Source organism: Spirillospora sp. NPDC052242, from assembly GCF_040679555.1.
In the GTDB taxonomy this organism is placed as follows: domain Bacteria; phylum Actinomycetota; class Actinomycetes; order Streptosporangiales; family Streptosporangiaceae; genus Spirillospora.
Window position 1 is genome coordinate 1 of the sequence record NZ_JBFAUZ010000007.1, and the last position, 25,108, is coordinate 25,108.

General features: G+C 74.5%; 27 protein-coding genes. 6 read left to right on the forward strand and 21 right to left on the reverse strand.

Annotation, left to right across the window (positions count from 1 at the left end; genetic code table 11):
* The 11 genes from AB0L25_RS07395 to AB0L25_RS07445 all read right to left on the reverse strand — a co-directional run.
* Positions 1–878 (reverse strand): DsbA family protein (locus tag AB0L25_RS07395; protein ID WP_500169603.1); only part of this gene is annotated, 878 nt, incomplete at its 3' end.
* Between the two features lie 106 nt (positions 879–984).
* The gene (locus AB0L25_RS07400) at positions 985–1,479 is read right to left on the reverse strand and encodes a vitamin K epoxide reductase family protein (RefSeq protein WP_500169605.1); all 495 of its coding nucleotides are present in this window, start codon (positions 1,477–1,479) and stop codon (positions 985–987) included.
* A 184-nt stretch (positions 1,480–1,663) separates the two neighbouring features.
* On the reverse strand, positions 1,664–2,476 hold the full coding sequence (gene trpA / locus AB0L25_RS07405) for a tryptophan synthase subunit alpha (RefSeq protein WP_500169607.1): 813 nt from the start codon (positions 2,474–2,476) through the stop codon (positions 1,664–1,666).
* A complete protein-coding gene (gene trpB / locus AB0L25_RS07410; RefSeq protein WP_500169608.1) occupies positions 2,473–3,711 on the reverse strand; it encodes a tryptophan synthase subunit beta in 1,239 nt (412 codons plus the stop codon). The genes trpA and trpB overlap by 4 nt, the downstream gene beginning before the upstream one ends.
* Positions 3,712–3,829: 118 nt before the next feature.
* Positions 3,830–4,636 carry an indole-3-glycerol phosphate synthase TrpC gene (trpC, locus tag AB0L25_RS07415; protein ID WP_500169609.1) on the reverse strand — a complete coding sequence of 269 codons (807 nt, stop codon included), beginning with the start codon at positions 4,634–4,636 and terminating at the stop codon, positions 3,830–3,832.
* Between the two features lie 89 nt (positions 4,637–4,725).
* Positions 4,726–5,160, reverse strand: coding sequence for a DUF2752 domain-containing protein (locus tag AB0L25_RS07420; protein WP_500169611.1), 435 nt, complete (start codon positions 5,158–5,160; stop codon positions 4,726–4,728).
* Between the two features lie 118 nt (positions 5,161–5,278).
* Positions 5,279–5,962 carry a winged helix-turn-helix domain-containing protein gene (locus AB0L25_RS07425; protein ID WP_500169613.1) on the reverse strand — a complete coding sequence of 228 codons (684 nt, stop codon included), beginning with the start codon at positions 5,960–5,962 and terminating at the stop codon, positions 5,279–5,281.
* Complete coding sequence (locus AB0L25_RS07430; RefSeq protein ID WP_500169615.1) at positions 5,959–6,618, reverse strand: TIGR02234 family membrane protein; 660 nt, start codon at positions 6,616–6,618, stop codon at positions 5,959–5,961. Before AB0L25_RS07430 ends, AB0L25_RS07425 begins: the two co-directional genes overlap by 4 nt.
* Positions 6,615–6,998 (reverse strand): phosphoribosyl-AMP cyclohydrolase, encoded by a 384-nt coding sequence (gene hisI, locus AB0L25_RS07435; RefSeq protein ID WP_500169617.1) that lies wholly within the window; start codon positions 6,996–6,998, stop codon positions 6,615–6,617. The genes AB0L25_RS07430 and hisI overlap by 4 nt, the downstream gene beginning before the upstream one ends.
* Before the next feature lie 168 nt (positions 6,999–7,166).
* Entirely contained in the window at positions 7,167–7,373 is a 207-nt protein-coding gene (locus tag AB0L25_RS07440; RefSeq protein WP_026405868.1) for a cold-shock protein, read from the reverse strand.
* A gap of 252 nt (positions 7,374–7,625) precedes the next feature.
* A complete protein-coding gene (locus tag AB0L25_RS07445; protein WP_500169619.1) occupies positions 7,626–8,315 on the reverse strand; it encodes a TIGR03085 family metal-binding protein in 690 nt (229 codons plus the stop codon).
* A gap of 187 nt (positions 8,316–8,502) precedes the next feature.
* On the opposite strand from AB0L25_RS07445, the gene AB0L25_RS07450 reads away from it, so the two are divergent.
* From AB0L25_RS07450 to AB0L25_RS07460, 3 genes are all read left to right on the forward strand, one after another.
* A complete protein-coding gene (locus AB0L25_RS07450) occupies positions 8,503–10,398 on the forward strand; it encodes an ABC transporter ATP-binding protein (protein WP_500169946.1) in 1,896 nt (631 codons plus the stop codon).
* Entirely contained in the window at positions 10,395–12,221 is a 1,827-nt protein-coding gene (locus tag AB0L25_RS07455; RefSeq protein WP_500169621.1) for an ABC transporter ATP-binding protein, read from the forward strand. The genes AB0L25_RS07450 and AB0L25_RS07455 overlap by 4 nt, the downstream gene beginning before the upstream one ends.
* Positions 12,222–12,284: 63 nt before the next feature.
* Positions 12,285–13,607: a hypothetical protein gene (locus tag AB0L25_RS07460; RefSeq protein ID WP_500169623.1), complete on the forward strand. Its 1,323-nt coding sequence runs from the start codon at positions 12,285–12,287 to the stop codon at positions 13,605–13,607.
* Positions 13,608–13,640: 33 nt separating this feature from the next.
* On the opposite strand, the gene AB0L25_RS07465 is transcribed toward AB0L25_RS07460, so the two are convergent.
* Positions 13,641–14,255 (reverse strand): phosphorylase family protein, encoded by a 615-nt coding sequence (locus tag AB0L25_RS07465; RefSeq protein ID WP_500169625.1) that lies wholly within the window; start codon positions 14,253–14,255, stop codon positions 13,641–13,643.
* Between the two features lie 142 nt (positions 14,256–14,397).
* Between AB0L25_RS07465 and AB0L25_RS07470 the strand changes: the two genes are divergently transcribed.
* Together AB0L25_RS07470 and AB0L25_RS07475 are read left to right on the forward strand one after the other, a co-directional pair.
* On the forward strand, positions 14,398–14,742 hold the full coding sequence (locus tag AB0L25_RS07470; RefSeq protein WP_500169627.1) for a hypothetical protein: 345 nt from the start codon (positions 14,398–14,400) through the stop codon (positions 14,740–14,742).
* A 19-nt stretch (positions 14,743–14,761) separates the two neighbouring features.
* Positions 14,762–15,952, forward strand: coding sequence for a winged helix DNA-binding domain-containing protein (locus AB0L25_RS07475; protein ID WP_500169629.1), 1,191 nt, complete (start codon positions 14,762–14,764; stop codon positions 15,950–15,952).
* Positions 15,953–15,982: 30 nt separating this feature from the next.
* Here the strand turns inward: AB0L25_RS07475 and AB0L25_RS07480 are convergent, their stop codons facing one another.
* The gene (locus tag AB0L25_RS07480) at positions 15,983–16,570 is read right to left on the reverse strand and encodes a hypothetical protein (protein WP_500169631.1); all 588 of its coding nucleotides are present in this window, start codon (positions 16,568–16,570) and stop codon (positions 15,983–15,985) included.
* Positions 16,571–16,862: 292 nt separating this feature from the next.
* Here AB0L25_RS07480 and AB0L25_RS07485 point away from each other — a divergent pair, with 292 nt between their 5' ends.
* The gene (locus tag AB0L25_RS07485; RefSeq protein WP_500169632.1) at positions 16,863–18,608 is read left to right on the forward strand and encodes a CocE/NonD family hydrolase; all 1,746 of its coding nucleotides are present in this window, start codon (positions 16,863–16,865) and stop codon (positions 18,606–18,608) included.
* A gap of 92 nt (positions 18,609–18,700) precedes the next feature.
* Here the strand turns inward: AB0L25_RS07485 and AB0L25_RS07490 are convergent, their stop codons facing one another.
* Genes AB0L25_RS07490 through hisD form a run of 8 tightly spaced genes read right to left on the reverse strand, consistent with a single transcriptional unit; the run spans position 18,701 to position 24,926 of the window.
* Positions 18,701–19,573, reverse strand: a complete 873-nt coding sequence (locus tag AB0L25_RS07490) for an ATP-grasp domain-containing protein (protein WP_500169633.1) — start codon at positions 19,571–19,573, stop codon at positions 18,701–18,703.
* 24 nt (positions 19,574–19,597) lie between these two features.
* Entirely contained in the window at positions 19,598–20,359 is a 762-nt protein-coding gene (gene hisF, locus AB0L25_RS07495; protein WP_500169635.1) for an imidazole glycerol phosphate synthase subunit HisF, read from the reverse strand.
* On the reverse strand, positions 20,356–21,075 hold the full coding sequence (gene priA, locus AB0L25_RS07500) for a bifunctional 1-(5-phosphoribosyl)-5-((5-phosphoribosylamino)methylideneamino)imidazole-4-carboxamide isomerase/phosphoribosylanthranilate isomerase PriA (protein ID WP_500169637.1): 720 nt from the start codon (positions 21,073–21,075) through the stop codon (positions 20,356–20,358). The genes hisF and priA overlap by 4 nt, the downstream gene beginning before the upstream one ends.
* Positions 21,076–21,132: 57 nt before the next feature.
* Entirely contained in the window at positions 21,133–21,774 is a 642-nt protein-coding gene (gene hisH / locus AB0L25_RS07505) for an imidazole glycerol phosphate synthase subunit HisH (RefSeq protein ID WP_500169638.1), read from the reverse strand.
* Positions 21,771–21,941 carry a CG2302 family histidine operon protein gene (locus AB0L25_RS07510; RefSeq protein WP_500169640.1) on the reverse strand — a complete coding sequence of 57 codons (171 nt, stop codon included), beginning with the start codon at positions 21,939–21,941 and terminating at the stop codon, positions 21,771–21,773. The genes hisH and AB0L25_RS07510 overlap by 4 nt, the downstream gene beginning before the upstream one ends.
* A gap of 2 nt (positions 21,942–21,943) precedes the next feature.
* Positions 21,944–22,537, reverse strand: a complete 594-nt coding sequence (gene hisB / locus AB0L25_RS07515; RefSeq protein ID WP_416500817.1) for an imidazoleglycerol-phosphate dehydratase HisB — start codon at positions 22,535–22,537, stop codon at positions 21,944–21,946.
* Positions 22,534–23,622, reverse strand: a complete 1,089-nt coding sequence (locus tag AB0L25_RS07520; protein ID WP_500169642.1) for a histidinol-phosphate transaminase — start codon at positions 23,620–23,622, stop codon at positions 22,534–22,536. The genes hisB and AB0L25_RS07520 overlap by 4 nt, the downstream gene beginning before the upstream one ends.
* The gene (hisD, locus tag AB0L25_RS07525) at positions 23,619–24,926 is read right to left on the reverse strand and encodes a histidinol dehydrogenase (RefSeq protein ID WP_500169644.1); all 1,308 of its coding nucleotides are present in this window, start codon (positions 24,924–24,926) and stop codon (positions 23,619–23,621) included. The genes AB0L25_RS07520 and hisD overlap by 4 nt, the downstream gene beginning before the upstream one ends.
* Positions 24,927–25,108 lie beyond the last annotated feature (182 nt).

Consider the following 25,108-nt stretch of genomic DNA (forward strand, 5'->3'; position numbering starts at 1 on the left):
GCGGCCGCGAACCGCGACCGCGACGCGCCGGTAAGGGCGGCACGGCGGACAATCGGCGCACTGCCGACGATCGCCGGGCCGGCGCGCGCGGACGGCGACTGCGACGGGGCGGCCGCGGCGGCGGCGTCGACGGTGGCGCGCAGCGTCGCGGGGTTCATCGCGATGCCGTTGTCGAGCTGCTTGCCGTCCAGGAAGATCGAGGGCGTGCCCTCGACGCCGCGCTGCTCGAGCGCGTACGTCGTCATCTGCTGGACCTTCGCCTCCTGCTTCATGTCGCGCACGCACGACTCCCAGTTGGGGTCGGTGATGCCGACGTCACGGCCCCACTTGACGAGGTCGTCGGGCGCGAAGCCCTCGCTGCCCTCGCGCGGCTGGAACTCGAACAGCGCGTCGTGGTAGGAGATCCACTTGTCGGCGGGCGCGCAGAGCGCCGCGTTCGCCGACCGCAGCGAGTTGATCTTGATCGGGTCCTGCTGCTGGCCGAACAGGTGGAACGGCCGGTAGACGACCTTGACCTTGCCGTCGAGCGCGAGCTTCTCGATCGTCTCGCCGGTGGCCTCTTCGAAGTCCTTGCAGATGGGGCACTGGAAGTCTTCGAAGACCTCAAGGACCGGCTTCTCCACGCCCGGCTGGGCCATCACGACCGAGCCGTCGTCCTGCCGGGTCAGCGGGGCGAGTCTGCCCTCGTGCGCGACGGCGGTGTTGTTCTTGTTCCGCTGCTCGATGATCAGAACGGTGCCGACGACCACGACGGCCACCGCGACCACCGACCCGATGACGATGGCGAGCAGCCGCCGCTGCTTCGCCCGCGCGGCCTGCCGCTTGCGCTCGGCGGCCAGGCGCTCCCGCGCGGACCGCTCCCGTGCGGCCTTGCTCATGGACACTCCTATGCGTGGGGGGCCGCGCCGGGTGGGGCGGCGCGGTCCCGGCGGTTCGGTCGTCCCTGCCGGTCGTCCCGCCGGCCGGATCGGCCGGCGCGTCCCGCTAGTCGACCTGACCGATCCGCCGGAATTCGTCGAACAGAACGAGGACGAAGAGCAGGGTAGCGATGACGTGCACACCGGTGCACCACAGGCAGATCTTATGCAGCACCGCGAGTTCGACGGTCACGAGATAGACGACGAACAGCACGCCGACCGACGTGCTCGCGATCCGTCCCCAGCGCAACGGCGGCCACGGGGACCGCAGCGCCCACGGGGTGATCAGCGCGGCGAACCCGACGAAGAAGGCGAGCCCGAGGAACGGCATCGGGATGCCGAGCAGGGCCGCGTACTCGCTGGACGTGACCGCGTGGCAGTCGATCGTCGACGAGGCCGAGCACACCAGCGCCGCCTCGTCGTAGTGCGTCACGGTGAGGTAGCCGGAGATCCCGAGCCCGGCGATCGTCAGCAGCCAGGCCGACGCCAGGAACCACATCGGGCGCGCCGGCTCCCTGGCCGCCGCGCCGTCGCGCTCCTCCGCCGTCATCTCTTGCGTCATCGTGATCCTCCGGGACCGCCTCCGCTGGCGAACACACCCTACGGGAGTGCGGCGGTCCCACAAGCATCAACCGATCGGCGCCGCCCGTTCGTTCCCGGAAGGATGCGAAACGTCCCCGGGAACCGCCGCGCGGGCGGTTCCCGGGGACGTCCCGTCGTGCGTCCGGTCGTGCTCCGGCGGGCGGTCAGGCGCCGCGGCGGACGCCGGCCGCGAGGTCCTCGGTGAGGGCGCGCAGGTCCGCGAGGCCGGTGGCGAGGTCGGGGGCGTCGAGGAGGCGGCGGACGAACGCCGTGCCGACGATGACGCCGTCGGCGAACCCGGCGACCTCGGCGGCCTGGGCGCCGTCGCTCACCCCGAGGCCGAGCCCGACGGGCAGGTCCGCGCCGCCCTTGTCGATGAGCGCGCGGGTGCGCTCGACGAGGCGCGGCGCGCCGGTGTCGACGGCGTTGCGGGTGCCGGTGACGCCCATCAGCGAGGCGGCGTAGACGAACCCGCGGCTGACGCTGGTGATCGTCTCGATGCGCTCGTCGGTGGAGCTGAGCGCGACCAGGAACACCCGGTCGAGGTCGTGCGCGTCGGACGCGGCGAGCCAGTCGCCGCCCTCCTCCGGGGTGAGGTCCGGGGTGATGAGCCCGGCCCCGCCGGCGGACGCCAGGTCGCGGGCGAACGCGTCGACGCCGTAGCGGTCGACCGGGTTCCAGTAGGTCATGACGAGCGTCGGGACGCCCGTGGCGGCGACGGCCTCGACGGTGCGGAACACGTCGGCGACGCGGAAGCCGCCGACGAGGGCCCGGTGGACGGCGTCCTGGATGACGGGGCCGTCCATCATCGGGTCGGTGTAGGGCAGGCCGAGCTCGATGACGTCGCAGCCCGCGTCGACCATCGTCTTGGCGGCCTCGATCGCGCCCTCGAAGGTGGGGAACCCGACGGGCAGGTAGCCGACGAGCGCGGCGCGTCCCTCGGCCCGGGCCTTGTCGTAGGCGGTCTTGGCTGTCACCGGCCCTCCCCTTCGGGCATCAGGCCGAAGTGGGTGGCGGCCGTGTGCATGTCCTTGTCGCCGCGCCCGGACAGGCAGACGACGATCGTGGCGTCCGGGCCGAGCTCGGCGCCGACCTTGAGGGCGCCGGCGAGGGCGTGCGCGGACTCGATCGCGGGGATGATCCCCTCGGTGCGGCACAGCAGCGCGAACGCGTCCATCGCCTCGGCGTCGGTGATCTCCCGGTACTCGGCGCGGCCGGAATGGTGCAGCCAGGCGTGCTCGGGGCCGACGCCGGGGTAGTCGAGCCCAGCGGAGATCGAGTGGGTCTCGAGGGTCTGCCCGTCGTCGTCCTGCAGCAGGTAGGTGCGCATGCCGTGGATGACGCCGAGGGAGCCGCCGGTGAGGGTCGCGGCGTGCCGGCCGGTGCCGACGCCGTCGCCGCCGGCCTCGAACCCGTACAGCCGGACGGACTCGTCCGGGACGAACGCGTGGAACGCGCCGATCGCGTTGGAGCCGCCGCCGACGCAGGCGACGACGGCGTCCGGGAGCGCGCCGGTCAGCTCGAGGCACTGCCGCCGCGCCTCCGCGCCGATGACCCGGTGGAACTCGCGGACCATCATCGGGAACGGGTGCGGGCCCATGGTGGAGCCGATGCAGTAGTGGGTGTGGTCGACGCTGGCGACCCAGTCGCGGAACGCCTCGTTGACGGCGTCCTTGAGGGTGCGGCTTCCGGTGGGGACCGGGACGACCTCGGCGCCGAGCATCCGCATCCGCGCGACGTTCAGGGCCTGCCGCTCGGTGTCGACCTCGCCCATGTAGACGGTGCAGTCGAGGCCGAGCAGGGCCGCGGCGGTGGCGGTGGCGACGCCGTGCTGGCCGGCACCGGTCTCGGCGATGATGCGGGTCTTGCCCATCCGGCGGGTGAGCAGCGCCTGCCCCAGCACGTTGTTGATCTTGTGCGAGCCGGTGTGGTTGAGGTCCTCGCGCTTGAGCAGCACACGGGCGCCGCCCGCGTGCTCGGAGAACCGCTTCGCCTCGGTCAGCAGGCTGGGGCGGCCCGCGTAGTTCGCGAGGAGCCCGTCGAGCTCCGCGGTGAACGCGGGGTCGTGCTTGGCGGTCTCGAACTCGCGGGTGAGTTCGTCGAGCGCCGCCATCAGCGCCTCGGGGGCGAACCGCCCGCCGAAGGGCCCGAAGCGGCCCTGCGCGTCCGGCAGGGCGTCGGGCACGGCGGCGCCCGCGGTGTCGGTGGTCATGAGAGCACGTGTCCTGTCGTGGCGTGTGGGGATGTGTCCGGTCAGCGAGAAATGGACCGGGCCCGCCATCGCTCGTGCAGCGGTTCGACCTGCATGGCCGTACCCTACCGTTCCGCCGTCAGCCGCTCTGCCGGAGCGCGGGGTGCGCACCGGCGGCGACGAGGTCGGCGACGGCGGCGCGCGGGTCGCGGCCGATCACCAGGCTCTCCCCCACCAGCACCGCGTCGGCGCCGGAGGACGCGTAGGACAGCAGGTCGTGCGGGCCGCGCACGCCGGACTCGGCGATCTTCACCGCCCCCTTGGGCAGCAGCGGCGCGACCCGGGCGAACACGCCGCGGTCGACCTGCAGCGTGCGCAGGTCGCGGGCGTTGACGCCGATGACCTTGGCGCCGGCCGCCGCGGCCCGCTCCGCCTCCTCCTCGGTGTGGACCTCGACGAGCGGGACGAGCCCGATCGACTCGGCGCGCTCGATCAGCGACACCAGGGCGTCCTGCTCGAGGGCGGCGACGATCAGCAGCGCCATGTCGGCGCCGTGAGCCCGCGCCTCCCACAGCTGGTAGGAGGTGACGATGAAGTCCTTCCGCAGGACGCAGACGTCGACGTTGGCGCGGACCTCGGCGAGGTCGGCGAGGCTGCCGCCGAACCGGCGCCGCTCGGTCAGCACGCTGATGACCTTCGCGCCGCCGGCCTCGTAGTCGCGGGCCAGCGCGGCGGGGTCGGCGATGGCGGCGAGCGCGCCCTTGGACGGGCTGCTGCGCTTGACCTCGGCGATCACCGAGACGCCGGGGCCGCGCAGCGCGGCCAGCGCGTCCCGGGGCGGCGGGGCGGTCGACGCCTTCTCCTTGAGGGCGTCGAGCGGGACCTCGCGCTGCCTGTCGGCGAGATCGGCACGGACGCCCTCGATGATCTCGTCCAAAACACTCAAGGTGACAGGCCCCCTATTTCAGGTCGATCCGTGCACCGATCGTAGCCGCCCTTCCGGACGCTTCTCGCAGCAGGGCGGTCAGGTTCCGGTCAGGGCGCGAGGGCCTGCGCGAACGGCAGGTTCCGCAGCACCCAGTAGACGACGATCACGCCCAGGAACGTGAAGACGGGCACGGGGCGGAACAGCGCGGACCGCATCGGCCGCCCGCGCGCGCTGAGCACGGCCCACCGCCCGTACAGGTAGCCGAAGACGGGCAGCAGCAGGAACAGCAGCGGGTTGAGCCCGAAGGCGGTGCCCACGTCGCCGTGCGTCAGGGCGTGCACCATCCGGGTCATGCCGCAGCCGGGGCAGTAGAGCCCGGTCAGCGTGAGGAACGGGCACGACGGGTAGTGGCCCGCCTCGTTCGGGTCCACGAACGCGACGAGCGTCGCGCCGGCCGCGGCCCCGGCGAGCACGGCGGCGTGCGGCAGCAGGGCCCGGACCCGCCGCCTCGGCGGCGCCGACGGATGCGCGTGCGCGGTCATGCGCCCAGCGTAGAGGCACCCGGGCCGCACGACACGGCGTCCGCGCGCGCCGACCGGCCCCGAGGCCGCCACGAGCCGCCACGGCGCGGCAGGCGCCCTCGGGAGCGCACGGCCGTGGTCAGGCGTCGAGGACGTAGCCGACGCCGCGGACGGTGCGGATGGGGCCGTCGTGGTGGGCGCCGACGCCGAGCTTGGCGCGGAGCTGGGCGATGTGGACGTCCACGGTGCGGCTCCCGGCGCCCGCGCCCGGCCCCCAGGCGGCGTCGAGGAGCTGCTCGCGGGTGAAGACCCGGCCGGGATTGGTCATCAGGAACTCGAGCAGGTCGGACTCGGTGCCGGTGAGGACGACGCGGCGTTCGCCGACGGCGGCGGTGCGGCGGTGCGGGTCGAGGGCGAGCGGCCCGGCGCGCAGCGGGCCGGCCACGGCGCCCGGCCGGGCCGCGGCGCCGCGCAGGGCGTCGGTGACGGCCGCGACGAGGACGCGCGGGGCGAAGGGCCGCTCGACGCGCCGCGGGCGGGGCGCGGTGGTGCGGGGGCCGCCCGGGGGGCCGCCGGTCACGACGACGGGCGCGGGATCGGCCGCGTCGGCGGTGCGGCGGTACAGGTCGGCGGGGCGGGCGGCGGCTGAAAGGTCGAGGACGACGGCGTCGGGCCGGGCGCGCGCGGCCGCGGCGGGCGCGCGGCCGGGGTCGGGCTCGATCCGCACCCGCAGGCCCTCGCGGGCGAGGTAGCGGCGCTGGAGTTCGGCGACGGCGGCGTCGTGCTCGGCGACCAGGACGAGCCGGGCGCCGCCCGCGCTCACGATCCGCCGTTCCGGGCCGCCGCGCCCTCGCCGTCCCGGACGGGCGCCGGGGGATCCCCGGGTTCGTCCTCGGCGGCGTCGGTCGGGTCCTCGCCGCGGTCGAGCGACTTCCACATCGCGGACGGGTCGTCGCCCGCCGGTGCGCGGCGCGGTCCGGGCGCGGCGGTGCCGGTGCGCTCGTAGCGGGCGGACATGCCCGGCCAGCGGGCGCCGCGCAGCAGCGTGACCAGCCCGGCGGCGACGAGCAGGACGCCGCCCGCGACCGACACCGTCCACCACGCGTTGACGTGCACGGACGGGTCGGCGCCGAGCTTGAGCAGGGCGCTCTCGTCGCCGGCCTCGGCGGCGACGTGGGACCCGCGCGCGGCCATGGCGGCCGCGTAGCCGATGCCGACGCCGAACAGCGCGATGAGGGCGCCGACGGCGGCGCGGACGCGGCCTCGGGTGGCGAACAGGGCGGCGAGGCCGGCGAGTCCGGCCCAGCCGAGCGCGCCGGGCGCGCCGCCGAGGGCGCCGCCGGTCAGTTCCCGGGTGAACGGGGTGATGGCCCCGTCGGCCGTGACGGTCGCCCAGGTCCGCCCGGCGGCGAGCAGGACGAGCCCGGCGCCGGCGGCGCACAGCAGGGCGGTGAGCCCGCGTTCCCGCCCGGGGGTCATGATCCGTCGGCGGGACGTTCCCCGACGACGGCGTCCAGGACGTCGGCGTCCCAGCAGGTGCGGTCCCCGGTGTGGCAGGCGGCGCCGACCTGGTCGACCTTCACGAGGATCGCGTCGCCGTCGCAGTCGAGCGCGACCGACTTGACCCACTGCTGATGCCCGGAGCTCTCGCCCTTCACCCAGTACTCCCCGCGGCTGCGCGACCAGTAGGTGCAGCGGCCGGTGGTGAGGGTGCGGTGGAGGGCCTCGTCGTCCATCCAGGCCAGCATGAGCACCTCGCCGGTGTCGTACTGCTGGGCGATGGCGGGGACGAGACCGTCGGCGCTCCGCTTGAGGCGATCGGCGATCTTGGGGTCCAGGTTGGACGGTGGAACCGACATGGTGTCCATTGTGCCCGCTGCGGCGCGGTGCGCCGCACGACCCCCGGGCGGACGCGCGCGGCGTGTCGGGACACGGGCCGGGACACGAGCCGGAACACGGGCCGGGACACGAAAGGACCCGCCGTCCCCGGGAGCGGGGCGGCGGGCCCTGACGTACGACTTCGGGTGTTACAGGGGGACGACCTGGTCGGCCTGCGGACCCCGGTTACCCTGCGTCACCTCGAACTGGACGCGCTGGTTCTCGTCCAGAGTGCGGTACCCGGAGGTCTGGATCGCCGAGTAGTGCACGAAGACGTCCGGTCCACCGCCGTCGACGGCGATGAAGCCGAAGCCCTTCTCGGCGTTGAACCACTTCACGGTGCCCTGCTGGGGCATGTCTTTCTCCTTGCGGCAAAACATGGGCCCACACCTCGCGGGCCCGGCGCGGTCGCTGCGGCACGCCCTCGCCCCCGGTACGGTCCCGGAAAAGCCAAAACGCCCGCTGCCATCAGTCCGCGGGCGTCTGACAAACGATCGAGAACCACGACTGCAACCGACGGCCCCACCGTATCACCGCTTCCGCGTAAAGCGGAGGAGCCGCAAGCCCCTGTGTTTCTCCTCTCGGCGAACCTTGCCGTTACCTGCCCGTTAAAGACTCCAACCGGTCTCGGTCAGGGTCTTGACAGAGTCCGTGTCGCCTTCGAGGCGCACGTCGGCGACGTCGCGGCGGCCGAGCGCCCACAGGACGAGTTCGCCGACCGGGCCGTGTACGCGCACTCCGCCGGAGGCCGCGCCCGCGCCGCCGGGGGCGCCGTCGCGCGCTCCGCGGGGGCCGCGCGAGACGCGGGCGGCCCGCCCGTCGGGGCGCACGAACGTTACCTCCACGTGAACATTTCTTAGGACAAAGCGGGCAATTTTTATCCGTCGCCAGAGGACTTCCTCGAGATCCGGCGAGATCTCGCGGGGCTCGGCGCCCGCGCCGGCCCGCCGGACGTCCTCATGGTGGACAAAGAACTCGACGGCGTTGGCGTTTTCCTCCACGCCGGGAAGCGCGAACGGGGAGTACTTCGGCGGGCCCTGCCGGAATCGGTCGACGAGCCGGTCGAACGGGACGTCCGCCGCCCGACTGCGGACTCGCCGCTCGTAGAAGGACAGCGGGGGCAGCAGTATTCCGACGGCCGCGTCCGGGCGCCCCTCCCGGACGACCAGGTGTGCCGTGAGGTCCCGGGCGTCCCAGCCCTCGCAGAGGGTCGGCGCCTCGGGCCCGGCCGCGTCCAGCGCGTCGGCCAGCAGCCGCCGTTCGCGGCGGGCGGGCCCTTCGTGCGCGGTGCTTCGCATCGGACGATCGTAGGCCCCGCCCGACGAGCCGGGAATAAGGGGCGTACCCGCATGGTAGGGAATATCCGGGCCCGCAGTCCCCCGCCGTCCGGCCGCGGGGTGCGCTTTTCCGGGCTCCCGCCGTGATCGAGGAGTCGCCGTGTCGCCTGCGTCCAGACGTGTCAGCCCGCCCGTCCTCCGGGAGGGGATGCGCGTGCTGTGGGTCGCCGTGCGGGCGGAGCCGCGGGTGTTCGCGCTGTCGGTGCTCGCCAGCGCCCTGTACGCGGCGATGACCGTGGCGACGGCCGAGGTGCTCGGCATCGTGACCGAGGACGTCGTCCTGCCCGCGTTCGAGGAGGGACGGGCCGCCGCGGGGGCGCTCGCGGCCGCCTCGGCGGCGATCGTCGGGGTGGCGGCGCTCAAGGCCCTGGGCGTGGCCGGGCGCCGCTTCTACGCGGGGCTGATGCAGTACCGGATGCAGGCGAAGTACCGCCGCGAGGTGACCCGGCAGTACCTGCGGCTGCCGCTGGCCTGGCACCACCGGCACCCGACCGGGCAGCTGCTGTCGAACGCCAACGCCGACGTGGAGGCCGCGTGGGCGCCGATCGCGCCGCTGCCGATGGCGGTCGGCGTGGTGTTCATGCTGCTGATCTCGGCGGTGTCGATCCTGCTCACCGATGTCGCGGTCGCCGCCGTCGGGTTCCTGATCTTCCCCGCGATCGCGCTGGTGAACGTGCTGTACCAGCGCCGCCTGGCGCCGGTGGCGACGCACGCGCAGCGGCTGCGCGCCGAGGTCAGCGAGGTCGCGCACGAGAGCTTCGAGGGCGGCCTGGTGGTCAAGACCCTCGGCCGGGAGACGGCCGAGACGGAGCGGTTCGCGGCGGCCGCCAACGAGCTGCGGGACGCCAACGTCGCCGTCGGGCGGCTGCGCGGCCTGTTCGACCCGGTGCTGGAGGCGCTGCCGAACCTGGGCGTGCTGGCCGTCCTGCTGATCGGGTCGCTGCGGCTGGAGGCGGGCGCGATGACCGCGGGCGACCTGGTGCACGTGGCGTACCTGTTCACGCTGCTGTCGTGGCCGATCCGCGCGCTCGGCTGGGTGCTGGCGGAGGTGCCGCGCAGCGTCGTCGGCTGGGAGCGGGTCCGGGGCGTGCTGGACGCGACCGGGTCGCTGCCGTACGGGGACGAGGCGCCCGGCCGGGCCGGCGGGACGGCCGCGGCGATGGAGGTCCGGGGCGTCCGGTTCGCGTACGAGACCGACGAGCACGCCGACCTGAGCGAGAACGGGCACGGGACCGCGACCGGCGACGCGAACACGAACGGCCACGCGAACGCGAACGGGAGCGGGCCGCGGCACGTCCTGCACGACGTGTCGTTCTCCGTCGAGCCGGGCCGCACCGTCGCGGTGGTGGGGCCGACCGGCTCCGGGAAGTCGACGCTGACGTCGCTGCTCGTCCGGCTGGTGGACCCGGCGGACGGCTCGGTCCTGCTGGACGGCGTCGACCTGCGGGACGTGCGGCGCGGCGGCGTCGCCGAGACGGTCGCGCTCGTCCCGCAGCAGACGTTCCTGTTCGACGACACCGTCCGCGGCAACGTGACGCTCGGGCTGGACGCGCCGGACGAGCGGGTCTGGGAGGCGCTGCGGCTCGCGCAGGCCGACGGGTTCGTGGCGGCGCTGCCCGACGGCCTGGACACGCGGGTCGGGGAGCGGGGCGCGACGCTGTCGGGCGGGCAGCGGCAGCGGCTGGTGCTGGCGCGCGCGCTGATCCGGCGGCCCCGGCTGCTGGTGATGGACGACGCGACGTCGGCCGTCGACCCGCAGGTCGAGGCGCGCATCCTGCGGAACCTGCGCGAACACGGCGCGGACGGCGAGGGCGCGGGGAGCGGCTCGAGCGTGGTCGTCGTCGCGTACCGGAAGGCGACGATCGCGCTGGCCGACGAGGTCGTCTACCTCGAGCACGGCCGGGTGACGGGACGCGGCACGCACGCCGAGCTGCTGGAGACGTCCGAGGGCTACCGCGACCTCGTGAACGCCTACGACGAGACGGAAGGCGAGCGGGACCTGGACGGCACCGCCGTCGAGGGCGGCGAGGAGGCCCTGGCATGACGGTTCTGAACACCCCCGAGAGGGCGGCCGGGGCCCCGCGCGGCCTCGACGACGCGACGGACGAGGGCGCGCTCGGCACGCTGCGGCGCGGGATGCGGCTGAGCCCCGAGTTCACGGCGGGCCTGCCCGTGACGCTGCTGCTGGCGCTGGTGTCCACGGCGGGACGCGTGGTGGTGCCGATCGCCGTCCAGCAGACGATCGACAAGGGCCTCGGCGGCACGGGCGGCACGGGCGGGCCCGACATCGGGTTCATCCGCACGGCCGTGCTGGTGTGCGCGGTTGCGGTGCTGGTGACGGCGGTGGCGTCGTACCTGATGAACGTGCGGCTGTACAAGACGTCCGAGGGCGGGCTGGCGACGCTGCGCGTGAAGGCGTTCCGGCACGTGCACGACCTGTCGATGCTCACCCAGAGCGGGGAGCGCCGCGGGTCGCTGGTGTCGCGGGTGACGGGCGACGTCGACCAGATCAGCCAGTTCATGCAGTCGGGCGGGCTGATGTTCATCGTCTCGATCGGGCAGCTGGTCGTGGCGAGCGTCCTGATGCTGGTGTACTCGTGGCAGCTCGCGCTGCTGGTGTGGCTGGCGTTCCTGCCGCTGGCGTTCGCGCTGCGCCGCTTCCAGCGGATCATCTCCGCGGCGTACATGCGGGTGCGGGAGCGGATGGGCGACCTGCTGGCGGCGGTGAGCGAGTCGGTGGTGGGCGCCCCGGTCATCCGCGCGCACGCGGTGGAGGAGCGCACCGGGCGGCGCGTGGACGAGACGGTGGACGCGCACCGCGTCGCGCAGACGCGCGCGCAGGCGATGGTGGCGCTGACGTTCCCGGTGAGCGAGCTGGTCGCGGCGATCGCGACGGCGGCGGTGGTGGTCGCCGGGGTGCTGCTGGGCGTCGCCGGGGACCTGACGGCCGGGGAGCTGGTGGCGTTCCTGTTCCTGGTGACGCTGTTCGTCAGCCCCATGCAGACCGCGACCGAGGTGTTCAACCAGGCGCAGAACGCGATCGCCGGGTGGCGGCGGGTGCTGGGCGTGCTCGACGTCGTCCCGGACGTCGCGGACCCGGGCGAGGACGGCGAGACGCTGCCGCGCGGCCCGATCGAGGTGCGGTTCGAGTCCGTGGGGTTCGCCTACCCCGGCGGGCCGCCCGTCCTGCACGACGTGGACGCGGCGATCGCGCCGCGCAGCCGCGTCGCGATCGTCGGGCAGACCGGGTCGGGCAAGACGACGTTCGCGAAGCTCCTCACCCGGCTGATGGACCCGACGTCCGGGCGGGTGCTGGTGGACGGGGTGCCGCTGGACCGGGTGCGGTTCTCGTCGCTGCGGGAGCGGATCGTGATGGTGCCGCAGGACGGCTTCCTGTTCGACGCGTCGCTCGCCGACAACATCCGGTACGGGCGTCCGGACGCGACGGACGACGACCTGGCGCGCGCGCTGGCGGAGCTGGGGCTGGCCGACTGGCTCGACGGGCTCCCGAAGGGCCTGGAGACGCCCGTCGGGCAGCGCGGCGAGTCGCTGTCGGCGGGCGAGCGGCAGCTCGTCGCGCTGGCCCGCGCCTACATCGCCGACCCGGACCTGCTGGTGCTGGACGAGGCGACGTCGGCGGTCGACCCGGCGACGGAGGTGCGGATCCAGCGCGCCCTGGACGGCGTCACGCGGGGCCGCACGGCGATCGCCATCGCGCACCGGCTGTCCACGGCGGAGGCGGCCGACGAGGTCATCGTGTTCGAGGCGGGACGTATCGTGCAGCGCGGGCCGCACGCGGAGCTGGTGTCCCGGCCGGGGGTCTACGCCGACCTGCACGCGTCCTGGGCGGCGCAGCGCACGCTGTGACGGACATGACTACCTGCGGTAAAGCACTTGCCCGTTATCTGGTCCAGTGCGCATTCTGCTGAGGTGAGCAATGAAGTCGTGATGGAATCGGCGAGGACGCTGCACGGACAGCTGCAGCGAGGACTCGGCAGGGCCGCGCGCCGCGCGGCGGACAGGCCCGGTTCGGGCGAGTACGTCTACGACTGCATCCGCAGGGATCCCCGGTGGGACCCGCAATGCGAGTCGCGGGGCCTGTACTACGCCCGGTTGCTGGTGGATCTGGAGCTTCCGGCGGGGCCGGTGGCCGAGCATCTGTTCCATCCGTCCGACCATGTCGACGAGGACCCGTGGCGGGTCCAGCTCGCGTTGCAGGTGCTGTCGGACCTGGTGCGGTTGAGCCGGCGGGAGGCCGCCGCGCCGCTGCGGCGGTACGCCGAGGAGGGCGCGCACTGGTTCGACGCGCTGGTGGAGCTGATCGAGCTGGGCGACCCGGCGCTGACGCTCGGGCTGGACGAGGTCGTCGCGACCCGCTGCGACGACGGCGACCTCGAGCAGCTGGTGCCCGCGGAGCAGAACCCGGTGATCGACGCGTGGGCGGCGCGGCAGCCGCGGATCGCCGACGCGCTGGGGCGCAACCGCGAGCGGGCCCGCGACAGGGCGATGCTGCGGGCGCGGGCGCGGGCGGCCGGTCTCCCGTGGCGGCCGGCGCCGGCGGGCGGGACGCGCGGCCCGGCGGGCGACGGGGCGGACCTGGCCGCGCGCACCGAGGCGGAACTGCTCGAGCTGGCCCGGCGGCGCGGTCCCGGCACGGTCCCGGCGATCTTCGAGCTGGGGCGGCGACGGACGCTCGCGCTGCTCGACCTCGCCGAGGAGATGCTGCCGGAGCGTCCCGGACGGTTCGGCGCGGCGGTGTGCCGGGCGCTGACGCAGTACGGGCCGGAGACGCTGCCGCGGGCGCGCGCGTGGGCCGCGGCGAAGGGCGGGTGCGAGGACATGGGGCTGCGGATCCTCGCGCGCCACGGAACCCGGCAGGACATCCCCCTGCTGATGGACGAACTACGCGAGACGGTCGAGAAACGCGAATGGGGCGGGGCCGTGAGTCCCGTCGAGGGCCTCGGCCGGCTGCGCGCCGGCGAGGCCGTCCCGCTGCTGAAGAACGCCTGGACCGAATCCACCTACGCCTACCTGCGGCCGCGCCTGCTGGCCGCGCTCACCCGCACCGCGCCGCACACCGCCGAGTCCTACGCCGTCGAGGGCCTGTGGGACTGCGAGTCCGACGTCCGCGAGGAGGCCGCGCGGTCCGCGCCGCTCACCCGCGACACGCGCCTGCGCCTGCAACGCCTGCATCACGACGTGGCCGAGGAACCCGAGGTGCGGGCCGCCGCGGCCGCCCGCGCGGTCGGTTGATCCCCGCGTCCCCCCTGCTCCCGTCCTGACGCGCTACCGGCCGTCCGGTGCCGCCGCCCAGCGCTCCAGGGCCGGGCCGATGCGCGCCAGGGTCCGCCAGGCGGCCGCGCCCCGGACGAGCGTCCCCGGGCTCCACAGCGGCCGGCGCGGCCCGTCCACGATCACCCGGACGGCCGCGATGGGACGGCCCGGCGCCGCCGCCGCGAGCACCGCCGTCTCCATGTCGACGGCGCGCGCGCCCTGCGCGGCCAGCCGGGCCCGTCCGGCGCCGCCGACGACGTCCGGGGAGGTCAGCAGCGGCCCGACCAGCACCCCGGCGCCCGCCCCGGCCCGCTCCCCCGCCGGTGCGCCGGCCAGTTCCTCCGCCAGGGCGTCCGCGAGGGCCTGCGGCCGGAGGCAGGGCACCGGCGGCCCGGCGCCCCGGACCTCGCCCGCGACCAGCACGTCCCCGGGGCGCAGCCGCGCGTCCAGCGCGCCGCCGAACCCCACCACCGCGAGCACCCCGCCGGCCGCGGGCGGCCCGCGGCGGGCCCGGTAGCCGACGACCACGACGGGCGCGCGGGCGAGGCCGCGCCGCACCGCGCGGGCCTCCAGGCGCAGCGCGGCGCACACGACGAGCCCGCCGGGCGCGGCGGCGTCCTCCTCCACAGGGTCCAGAAGATCACGGGGGTGCCCGCCGTTCCAGCCGGGCCGCGCCCCGCGAGCGTCACCGTCCGGTACTACTTTCGCATCGCGAAGTTCAGCCTGCCGGAGGGCGACCGGCCGGGCGCCGCCCTCATAGACTCCCCTCATGACCAACTCCCTTGCCCGGCGGAAGCTGGCCATCCTCCCCGTTCTCCTGCTGCCCCTCGGCGCCCTCGCCGCGTGCGGCGGGACGAACGCCGAGACCGACTGCGGCGTGAACTCCTGCACCGTCACCTTCGACCGCGGCGTCGAGGCCAGCGCGTCGATCCTCGGCGTGGACGCCGAACTCGTCAGCGTCCAGGGCGAGACCGTCACCCTCGCGATCGAGGGCAACAACATCACCCTCCCGGTCGGCGACGGCGAGCAGGGCGAGGAGGCCGAGGGCTTCGACGTCTCGGTGAAGTCGGTGACGCAGGAACAGGTCGTCGTCGAGATCACCGCGAACGGCTGAGCGGCGTACACTCTCGTACATGCGTTCGATCAGCGTCGCGGAGCGGCGGGCCCGGCTCGGGCGACGGCACCGGCTGGCCGCGATGTCCAGGACCGACGACGTCCTGGACATCGCCCGCTCCATGGTCGTCCTGCACGCCACCGACCCGGCGACGGTGTTCCTGTCCGTCGCGGCGCGCGCCGTGCGGGCGACCCCGGCGGCGGTGGAGCGCGCCCTGTACGACGACCGGACGCTGCTGCGGATGCTGGCGATGCGGCGCACGATGTTCGTCGCGCCCACCGAGCTCGTGCCCGTCCTGCAGGCGTCCACGGCCGACGCGCTCGCGGTCAAGCAGCGCGCCACGTACGCCCGCATGATCGAGAAGGGCCTCCTCGAGCGGGACCCGGGCATCACCGACATCGTCGCGTGGTTCACCGAAGTCGAGGAGGCCGCGCACCGGGCGCTGCTGGCGCGCGGTGAGGCGACCGGCGCGCAGCTCGGCGCAGACGAGCCGCTGCTGCGCACGCGGGTGGATCCGGCGCCCGGCAAGTCCTACTCGAGGCCCACCGGCATCACCACGTGGGTGCTGGTCGTCCTCGGCTGCGCGGGCCGCATCGTGCGCGGCCGTCCGAACGGGTCGTGGACGAGCAGCCAGTACCGGTGGGCGCCCGTCGAGACGTGGCTGCCGGACGGCATCGCGCCGATGCCCGCCGACGACGCCCGCACCGAACTGGTCGAACGGTGGCTGCGGGCGTTCGGGCCCGCGCCCCTCTCCGACCTCAAGTGGTGGACCGGCTGGACGGCCGCGCAGGTGAAGAAGGCGCTGGCCCCGCTCGACACCGCCGAGGTCGACCTCGGCGGCACCACCGGGATCGTCCTCGGCGACGACCTGGAGCCGGTCGAGGCCCCCGAGCCGTGGGCGGCGCTGCTGCCCGCCCTCGACCCCACCCCGATGGGCTGGCAGGAACGCGGCTGGTTCCTCGGCGAGCACCGTCCCGCGCTGTTCGACCGCAACGGCAACATCGGCCCGACGATCTGGTGGGACGGGCGCATCGTCGGCGGCTGGGCGCAGCGCCCGGACGGCGAGATCGCGCTGCGCTTCCTGGAGGACGCGGGCGCCGAGGCGCGCGTAGCCGCCGAGCGGGAGGCCGAGCGGATCGCCGCCTGGTACGGCGACGTCCGCGCGGTCCCGAGGTTCCGCACCCCGCTCGAACGCGAACTCGGCTCCTGACCCGCCGCCCCGGCACGTCCCCGCCGGGGCTCAGTACGGGTACGGCGGGCCGGTCACGGCGGCGGCGCGGCGCCGGGCCGCACTGCGCCGCAGCATGATCACCGGCAGCGACGCGAGGGCGACGATCACGAAGCCCAGCGACAGGAAGAACGCCAGACCGAGGTACAGCAGGGACGCGTCGTCCGGCTGCACCCGGATCCAGCCGCCCGTCCCCTGGCACGCCACCTGCGCCTGCCCGGTGACCGGGGAGGTGAACGTCGCCGCGTACGTGTGGTTCTCGACCTCCGAGGCCACCCACGAGTGCTCCGTGGTCAGCCGGACCGGGACCGTCCCCTCCCCCGTCACGACGGCGCAGGACTGCGGTTCCGAGCCGCCGTCCCGCACGTAGACGAAGTAGCCGTACCCCTCCTCCAGGCGCAGCGCCACGCCCGATTCGGGGCCCTCCGACGAGGGCCCGTCGGCGACCTCCGACTCCGTCCACAGCAGCGCGAACGCGCCGAAGAAGACCAGCACGGCCAGGACGCCGAGGCTGATCGGCAGCGCGTACCAGCCCGCGGCGGGCCGGATGGGCGGCGGCGGCCCGGCCGGGCCGGCCGGTCCCGCGGGCGGCGTTCCCATCGGCAGATTCGCCCCTGGCCACATGTCGTCCCCCTGCTGTTCCCCCTGATCAGGATCGGTCCCGTCCACGATCTCATCCGGAGGGCCCGTCCACCAGACGGGGGCCGCCGCCGGGCCCCGCCACCCGCCCCGAACGAGATTCGGAAGGGGTTTCGCAGGGGCTTCTGATGCGGGCCGGACGGCCGTGACCGGTGTGACGCCGGGGATTCGGCGCGGCATGAACGGTTACGTATGGTCGTGAGAGCCGATGTGGTCGTGAACGCACATAACGTCCAGGACAGGGGGAGGGAACATGGCCCCGTGGGACCGACTGCCCACTCCGCCGTTCCGGATCCCCCGCCCGCCCGGGCTCCCGCGCCCGCCCGGACTGCCCCGGCCGCCCGGACTGCCCCGCTACACCGTCGAGCGCGACATCCCCGTCCCGATGCGGGACGGCGTGACCCTGCTCGCCGACCGGTACATCCCGGCCGGGGCGAAGGAACCGCCGCCCACGATCCTCGTGCGGACCCCGTACGGGCGGCGCGGCCCCGCCGCGCTGGCGAACGGGCTGCTGTTCGTCCCGTTCGGGTTCCAGCTCGTCGCGCAGAGCGCGCGCGGGACGTTCGGTTCGGGCGGGGAGTTCGACCCGCTCGGCAGCGAGCGCGACGACGGGCTCGCCACCGTCGAGTGGCTGAAGCGGCAGCCGTGGTTCAACGGATCGTTCGCGACCTACGGCGCCAGCTACCTCGGGTACACGGCGTGGGCGACGGCGGCCGAGGCCGGTCCCGAACTGAAGGCGATGTCGCTGCAGGTCACGGCGTCCTCGTTCCGGGACGCCGCCTACGTCGGCGGATCGTTCGCGCTGGAGTCCACGCTGACCTGGACGAACCTGACGCACCAGCAGCAGCAGCCGCTCGGCCTGCTGACCGGGCCCCTGTTCGCGCGCCGCAGGGTGGCGCGGGCCGCCGCGTCGGGACGTCCGCTGTCGGAGCTGGACGTGCTGACCGGCGGCGAGGAGATGCGCTTCTACCAGGACCTCCTCGCCGCGCAGGGCGCCGACAACGGCTACTGGGACACCCGCGACTTCAGCGGCACCGTCGGCGAGGTGGCGGCGCCGGTGAACCTGCTCGGCGGGTGGTTCGACGTGTTCCTGCCGTGGGAGATCCGCGACTACCTGGCGCTGCGGGCCGCGGGGCACCGGCCCTACCTCACGATCGGCCCCTGGTGGCACACCGACCCCCGGCACGGGATCGTGTCGCTGCGGGAGTCGCTCGCCTGGTTCCGCGCGCACCTGCTCGGCGACGCGTCCGGCCTGCGCCCCGACCCGGTCCGGGTGTACGTGACGGGCGCCCGCGAGTGGCGCAACTACCGCGACTGGCCGCCGCCCGGGATGCGGCAGGAGCGCTGGCACCTGCACCCCGGCGGCGGGCTCGGCCCCGACGGCCCGCGCCGCTCCCGGCCGAGCGCCTACCGGTTCGACCCCGAGCACCCCACCCCGGCGCTCGGCGGCCCCACGCTGCTCGGCAGCTCCCGGCCGGTCGACAACCGGCCGCTGGAGCGGCGGCACGACGTGCTCGTGTTCACCTCGCCCGTCCTCGACCGGGACCTGGACGTCATCGGGCCGCTCGCCGCCGACCTGTTCGTCCGGTCCGACCGCGAGCACACCGACTTCGTCGTCCGGCTCTGCGACGTGGGACCGGACGGCGCGTCCCGCAACGTGTGCGAGGGCGGCCTGCGGCTCCCGGCCGCCGCCGAGAAGCCCGTCGGCACCCACGGCATCCGCCGCATCGCGGTCGACCTGTGGCCGACCGGCCACCGGTTCCGCCGCGGCCACCGCGTCCGGGTGCACGTGGCGAGCGGCGCCCACCCGAAGGTCGCGGCGAACCCGGGCACCGGCGAGCCGCTCGTCACCGCCCGGACGATGGTCGCCGCGCACCAGGAGGTCTTCCACGACCCCGACCACCCGTCGGCGATCATCCTGCCGATCGTCGAGGCGTCCCCCGAGTGCGCCGACCCCGACCCGGAGGCCGAAGAGCACCTCGTCCGGAACGGGACCTGACCCTCGCTCCCCGACCGCCCGCGCCCGGGGCCGCGGTGCGTGCGGAAGCCGCGCGATTCACGAGTCCCCGCAACGGCACGCGGGGATCGCCGTCACCGTGACGGGGGCTCCAGGGGGCCGTCCCCTCGGGCGGATATCGCCTTGGCCAGGACCATCACCGCGTCGTCGCCGTGCGCCAGGAAGAGGTTGGGTTCGGTCAGCTCCAGCTCCAGGACGACCGGCGAGCCGTCGGGCCCGGGGACGAGGTCCACCCGGGCGTAGAGCAGGTCGGGGGCGCCCGGGACGGCCGCGAGGGCGCGGCGCGCGACGTCGAGCTCGGCCGCGGTCGCGGCGGCGCCGGTGACGGCGCCGCGGCCGTCGCCGGGGACGACGAGGCCCTGGACGCCCGTGCCGGGGGCGAGGATCGGGGCCTTGCGGGCGGCGTGGCTGTACTCGCCGTCGAGGAAGACCAGCGCCTTCTCCCCCGCCGTGTCGATGTGGGACAGGTACGGCTGCAGCATCACGGTGCGTCCGGCGTCGCGGAGTCCGCGCAGGTGGGCGCGGGCGGCGGCGGCCTCGGCGGTGCTCCAGCGGGCCGTGTCGCGGGACCCGGCGGACACCGCGGGCTTGATCACGTACTCGGGCCAGTCGGACGGGACGTCGTCGGGGTCCCAGCGGGTCGGGACGACCGGGACGCCCGCGTCGGCCAGGTCGCGCAGGTACCGCTTGTCGGTGTTCCAGCGCAGCACCGACGCGGGGTTGAGGACGTGCGGGAGCCCGTCGGCCCACGCGAGGAACTCGTCCGGGCGGTGCGTGTAGTCCCACGTGGTGCGGACGACGACGAGGTCGTACCGGGACCAGTCGACGTCGGCGTCCCAGACGGCGGGCTCGGCGCGGACGCCCAGGCCGGCGAGGGCCCCGGCGAGGGCGCGGACGTCGTCGTTGCCGTCGGGCAGGCGGGAGCAGGTGGCGAGAGCGACGCGCATGGGGGGTCCTCCGGGTCCTCCGGGTCAGCGGACGGGGTGTCCGGCGGCGCTCAGGGCGTCCTTGACGTCGGAGATCTTCAGGTCGCCGAAGTGGAAGACGCTCGCGGCGAGAACGGCGTCGGCGCCGGCCTCGACGGCGGGCGCGAAGTGGCCGACCGCGCCGGCGCCGCCGCTGGCGATCACCGGGATCGCGACGGTCTCCCGGACGCGGCCGAGCATCTCCAGGTCGAAGCCGTTCTTGGTGCCGTCGGCGTCCATCGAGTTCAGCAGGATCTCGCCGACGCCGAGCTCGGCGCCGCGGCGGGCCCACTCGATCGCGTCGATGCCGGTGCCCTTGCGGCCGCCGTGGGTGGTGACCTCGAACCCGGACGGGGTGCCGGGCGCGCGGCGCGCGTCCACCGACAGCACGATGCACTGGGAGCCGAACCGGTGCGCGGCCTCCCGCAGGAACTCGGGGCGGGCGATCGCGGCGGTGTTCACCGACACCTTGTCGGCGCCCGCGCGCAGCAGCCGGTCGACGTCGTCGACGGTGCGGACGCCGCCGCCGACCGTCAGCGGGATGAACACCTGCTCGGCGGTGCGGCGGACGACGTCGTAGGTGGTGGAGCGGTCGGCGCTGGACGCGGTGATGTCGAGGAACGTCAGCTCGTCGGCGCCCTCGGCGTCGTAGCGATGCGCGAGCTCGACCGGGTCGCCCGCGTCCCGCAGGTTCTGGAAGTTGACGCCCTTGACGACGCGCCCGGCGTCGACGTCCAGGCAGGGGATGACGCGGACGGCGACGGTCACTTGACGGCCTCCAGGGCCTCCTCGAGGGTGAACGCCCCCGCGTAGAGCGCCTTCCCGACGATCGCGCCCTCGACGCCGTCCGGGACGAGCCCGGCGATGGCGCGCAGGTCGTCCAGGGACGACACACCGCCGGACGCGACGACGGGCTTGTCGGTGCGGGCGCACACGTCGCGCAGCAGGTCGGTGTTGGGGCCGCGCAGGGTGCCGTCCTTGGTGACGTCGGTGACGACGTAGCGGGGGCAGCCGTCGTCCTCGAGGCGGGCGAGGACCTCCCACAGGTCGCCGCCCTCGCGGGTCCAGCCGCGGGCGGCGAGCGTGGTGCCGCGCACGTCCAGGCCGACGGCGATGCGGTCGCCGTGCGACGCGATGATCTTGCGGCACCAGTCGGGGTTCTCCAGCGCGGCGGTGCCGATGTTGACGCGGGCGCAGCCGGTCGCGAGGGCGGCCTCCAGGGACGCGTCGTCGCGGATGCCGCCGGACAGCTCGACCTTCACGTCGAGCTTGCCGGTGACCTCGGCGAGCAGCTCCCGGTTGGAGCCGCGGCCGAACGCGGCGTCCAGGTCGACCAGATGGATCCACTCCGCTCCCGCCTCCTGCCAGGCAAGGGCGGCCTCCAGCGGGGCGCCGTAGGAGGTCTCGGTGCCGGCCTCGCCCTGGACGAGGCGCACGGCCTGCCCGTCGGCGACGTCGACGGCGGGAAGCAGCGTCAGTGTCATGCGGAAACCCCAGTCATACGGAAAGCCTATCGATACCGGTCGGTGGCGTCGCGGCGTCTAGGCGAGGGTGGACAGCCAGTTGCGCAGCAGTTCGGCGCCCGCGTCGCCGGACTTCTCCGGGTGGAACTGCGCGGCGCACAGCGGGCCGTTCTCCACGGCGGCGACGAACCGGTCGCCGTGCTCGGCCCACGTGACGAGCGGCGGCCGGATGCGGCCCATCGGGTCGGGCTCCAGCTCCCAGCGGCGCGCCGCGTAGGAGTGGACGAAGTAGAACCGCGCGTCCTCGATGCCGCGGAACAGGGTGGAGCCCTCGGGGACGTCCACGGTGTTCCAGCCCATGTGCGGGACGACCGGCGCGTCGAGCCGGTCGACGGTGCCGGGCCACTCGTCGCAGCCCTCGGTGACGACGCCGTGCTCGATGCCCTTGGAGAACAGGATCTGCATGCCGACGCAGATGCCGAGCACGGGCCGTCCCCCGGCGAGCCGGCGGCCGATGATCTGGTCGCCGCGCACCGCCTTCAGCCCGGCCATGCAGGCGGCGAACGCGCCGACGCCCGGCACGACCAGGCCGTCCGCGTTCAGCGCGGCGTCCCGGTCGGCGGTGACGGTGACGGACGCGCCCGCGCGGGCCACGGCCCGTTCGGCGGACCGCAGGTTCCCCGACCCATAGTCGAGGACGACGATCTCGGGGCGGCTCACAGCCACATCACTCCCCCGGCGAACGCCATCGCGGCCAGCACGAACACGATCACCGCGGCGATCTTGAGGCCCTGCTTGACGAAGCTGTACACCCCGGCCAGCAGGAACACCGCCACCGCGAAGACCGCGACGTTGCCGTAGGAGAATTCCAGGCCGCCGATCTCCACGGTTACAGGGCCCCCTTCGTGGACGGCACGCCGTGCACCTTCGGGTCGAACGCGACCGCGTCGCGCAGCGCCCGGGCGAGGGCCTTGAACTGGGCCTCGACGATGTGGTGGGCGTTGCGCCCGTAAGGGACGTGGACGTGCAGCGCCACCCGGGCGTTCGACACGAACGACTCGAAGACGTGCCGGGTCATCGTGGTGTCGTACTCGGGGCCGATCATCGGGGCCATGCCGTCCGGCTCGACGTGCACGAGGTAGGGGCGGCCCGAGACGTCCACGGTGACCTGCGCGAGCGCCTCGTCCAGCGGGATGGACGCGTCGGCGAACCGGCGGATGCCGGCCTTGTCGCCGAGCGCCTCGCGGAACGCCTGGCCGAGCGCGATCGCGGTGTCCTCGATCGTGTGGTGGCTGTCGATGTGCAGGTCGCCGGTCGTCTTGACGGTCAGGTCGAACGACCCGTGCTTGCCGAGCTGCGCCAGCATGTGGTCGAAGAACCCCACGCCGGTGGCCACGTCGACCCGGCCGGTCCCGTCGAGGTCGATCTCGACGAGGACCTGGGTCTCCTTGGTCCCGCGCTCGACTCTGCCCTTGCGCGTCACAGACTCTCCTTCAGTGCGGTGCGGAACGCCGCCATCTCGTCGGGGGTGCCCACGCTGACCCGCAGCCATGCGGGCGGCCCGACCTCGCGGATCAGCACACCCCGCTCGAGCAGGCCCTCCCAGACCCGGCGCCGGTCCGGGAAGTGGCCGAACAGGACGAAGTTGGCGTCGGAGTCGGCGACCGTGAGGCCCTCGCCGCGCAGCCACCCGACGAGGTCGTCGCGTTCGCGGCGCAGCGCGTCGACGGTGCCGAGCAGTTCGTCGCCGTGCGCCAGCGCGGTGCGGGCGACGGCCTGCGTGACGGCCGACAGGTGGTACGGGAGCCGCACCAGCAGCAGCGCGTCGATGACGGCCGGGTCGGCGGCGAGGTAGCCGAGGCGGGTGCCCGCCATCGCGAACGCCTTGGACATCGTGCGGGTGACGATCAGGCGGGGCCGTCCGTCCAGCAGGGTCAGCGCGGACGGGGTGCCGGCGCGGCGGAACTCGGCGTACGCCTCGTCGATCACGACCATGCCGGGCGCGGCGTCCAGCACGGCCTCGATCGTCTCCAGCGGCAGGGACGTCCCGGTGGGGTTGTTCGGCGACGTCAGGAACACCACGTCGGGGCGGTGCTCCTCGACGGCGGCGACGGCGCGCGCCGGTTCGAGGCCGAAGTCCTCGTCGCGGGCGGCGTTGACCCAGCGGGTGCCGGACACCGCCGTGATGATCGGGTGCATCGAGTAGGACGGCTCGAACCCGAGCGCGGTGCGGCCGGGGCCTCCGAACGCCTGCAGGATCTGCTGGATGATCTCGTTGGAGCCGTTCGCCGCCCACACCCGGCGGCCGGTGAGCCCGGCGCCGGGCGTGTCGGCGTTGAGGAACGCCGCGAGGTCGGCGCGGAGCGCGACCGCGTCCCGGTCGGGGTAGCGGTTGAGGGTGCCGGCGACGTCCGTGACGGCCTCGCCGAGCGCCTTCACCAGCGCCTCGGACGGCGGGTACGGGTTCTCGTTGGTGTTCAGCGCGTACGGGACGTCCAGTTGCGGGGCGCCGTAGGGCTCCCGGCCGCGCAGGTCGTCCCGCAGCGGCAGGTCGGACAGGTCGGTCACGAGGGGATCTCCCAGTCGAAGCGGGCCTTGAGCGCGGCGCCGTGCGCGGGCAGGTCCTCGGCCTCGGCGAGCGCGACGACCCGGCCGGTGGCGGCGGCGAGCGCGTCGCGGTCGTACTCGACGACGTGCACGCCGCGCAGGAACGACTGCACGGACAGGCCCGAGGAGTGGCAGGCGCACCCGCCGGTGGGCAGCACGTGGTTGGACCCGGCGAGGTAGTCGCCGAGCGACACCGGCGCGTGCCGGCCGACGAAGATCGCCCCGGCGTTGCGGACGCGCGCGGCGACGGCGGCCGCGTCGGCGGTGTGGATCTCCAGGTGCTCGGCGGCGTAGGCGTCCACGACCTTCAGCCCGGCCTCGACGTCGTCGACCAGGACGATGCCGGACTGGCGGCCCGCGAGGGCCTCGGTGATCCGCTCGGTGTGCTTCGTCCGCGCGACCTGCGCCTTCAGCTCGGCCTCGACCGCGTTCGCCAGCTCGGGCGAGTCGGTGACGAGGACGGCGGCGGCGAGCACGTCGTGCTCGGCCTGGCTGATCAGGTCGGCGGCGACGTCCACCGGGTCGGCGGTGCCGTCGGCGAGGATCGCGATCTCGGTCGGGCCCGCCTCGGCGTCGATGCCGATCACGCCCTTGAGCAGCCGCTTCGCGGCGGCGACGTACACGTTGCCGGGGCCGGTGACGAGGTCGGCGCGCGGGCACTCCTCGGTGCCGTAGGCGAACATCGCGATCGCCTGGGCGCCGCCCGCCGCGTACACCTCGTCGACGCCGAGCAGCGCGCACGCCGCGAGAATCGCCGGGTGGGGCCGTCCGCCGAACTCGGACTGCGCGGGCGAGGTGACGGCCAGCGACGCGACGCCCGCCTCCTGCGCGGGGACGACGTTCATGACCACGCTCGACGGGTACACGGCGCGGCCGCCCGGGACGTACAGCCCGACGCGGCCGACGGGGATCCACCGCTCGGTGACGGTGCCGCCCGGCACGACCTGCGTCGTGACGTCGGTGCGGCGCTGCGCCCGGTGCACGACGCGGGCGCGGCGGATGCTCTCCTCGAGGGCGTCGCGGACCTTCGGGTCGAGCTCGGCGAGGGCCCGGTGGATCTCGGCGACCGGGACGCGGGTGCTCTCCAGCTCGACGCCGTCGAAGATCTTCGTGTGTTCCCGGACCGCCGCGGCGCCGCGATGGCGGACGTCCGCACAGATGGGCCGCACCTTGTCCAGGGCGGCCTCGACGTCGAGTTCGGCGCGGGGCAGCACGGAGCGCAGCTCGCCGGGAAGCGGGCCGCGCAGGTCGATACGGGAAATCACGCGGACCAGTCTACGGAGTGCGCCCGCCCCCTCGCGCACCGTCTCACGTGCCGAGACGCACGAGAGACGCACGCCACGCGGCGGGCGCCACCGCGGCGCCGTCCCGCCGCGCGCCCGCCGCGGTGACTCCCGCTTCACAATTTGAAAAATCGATGCTTACCAAGATCATCGGCGGCGACGTA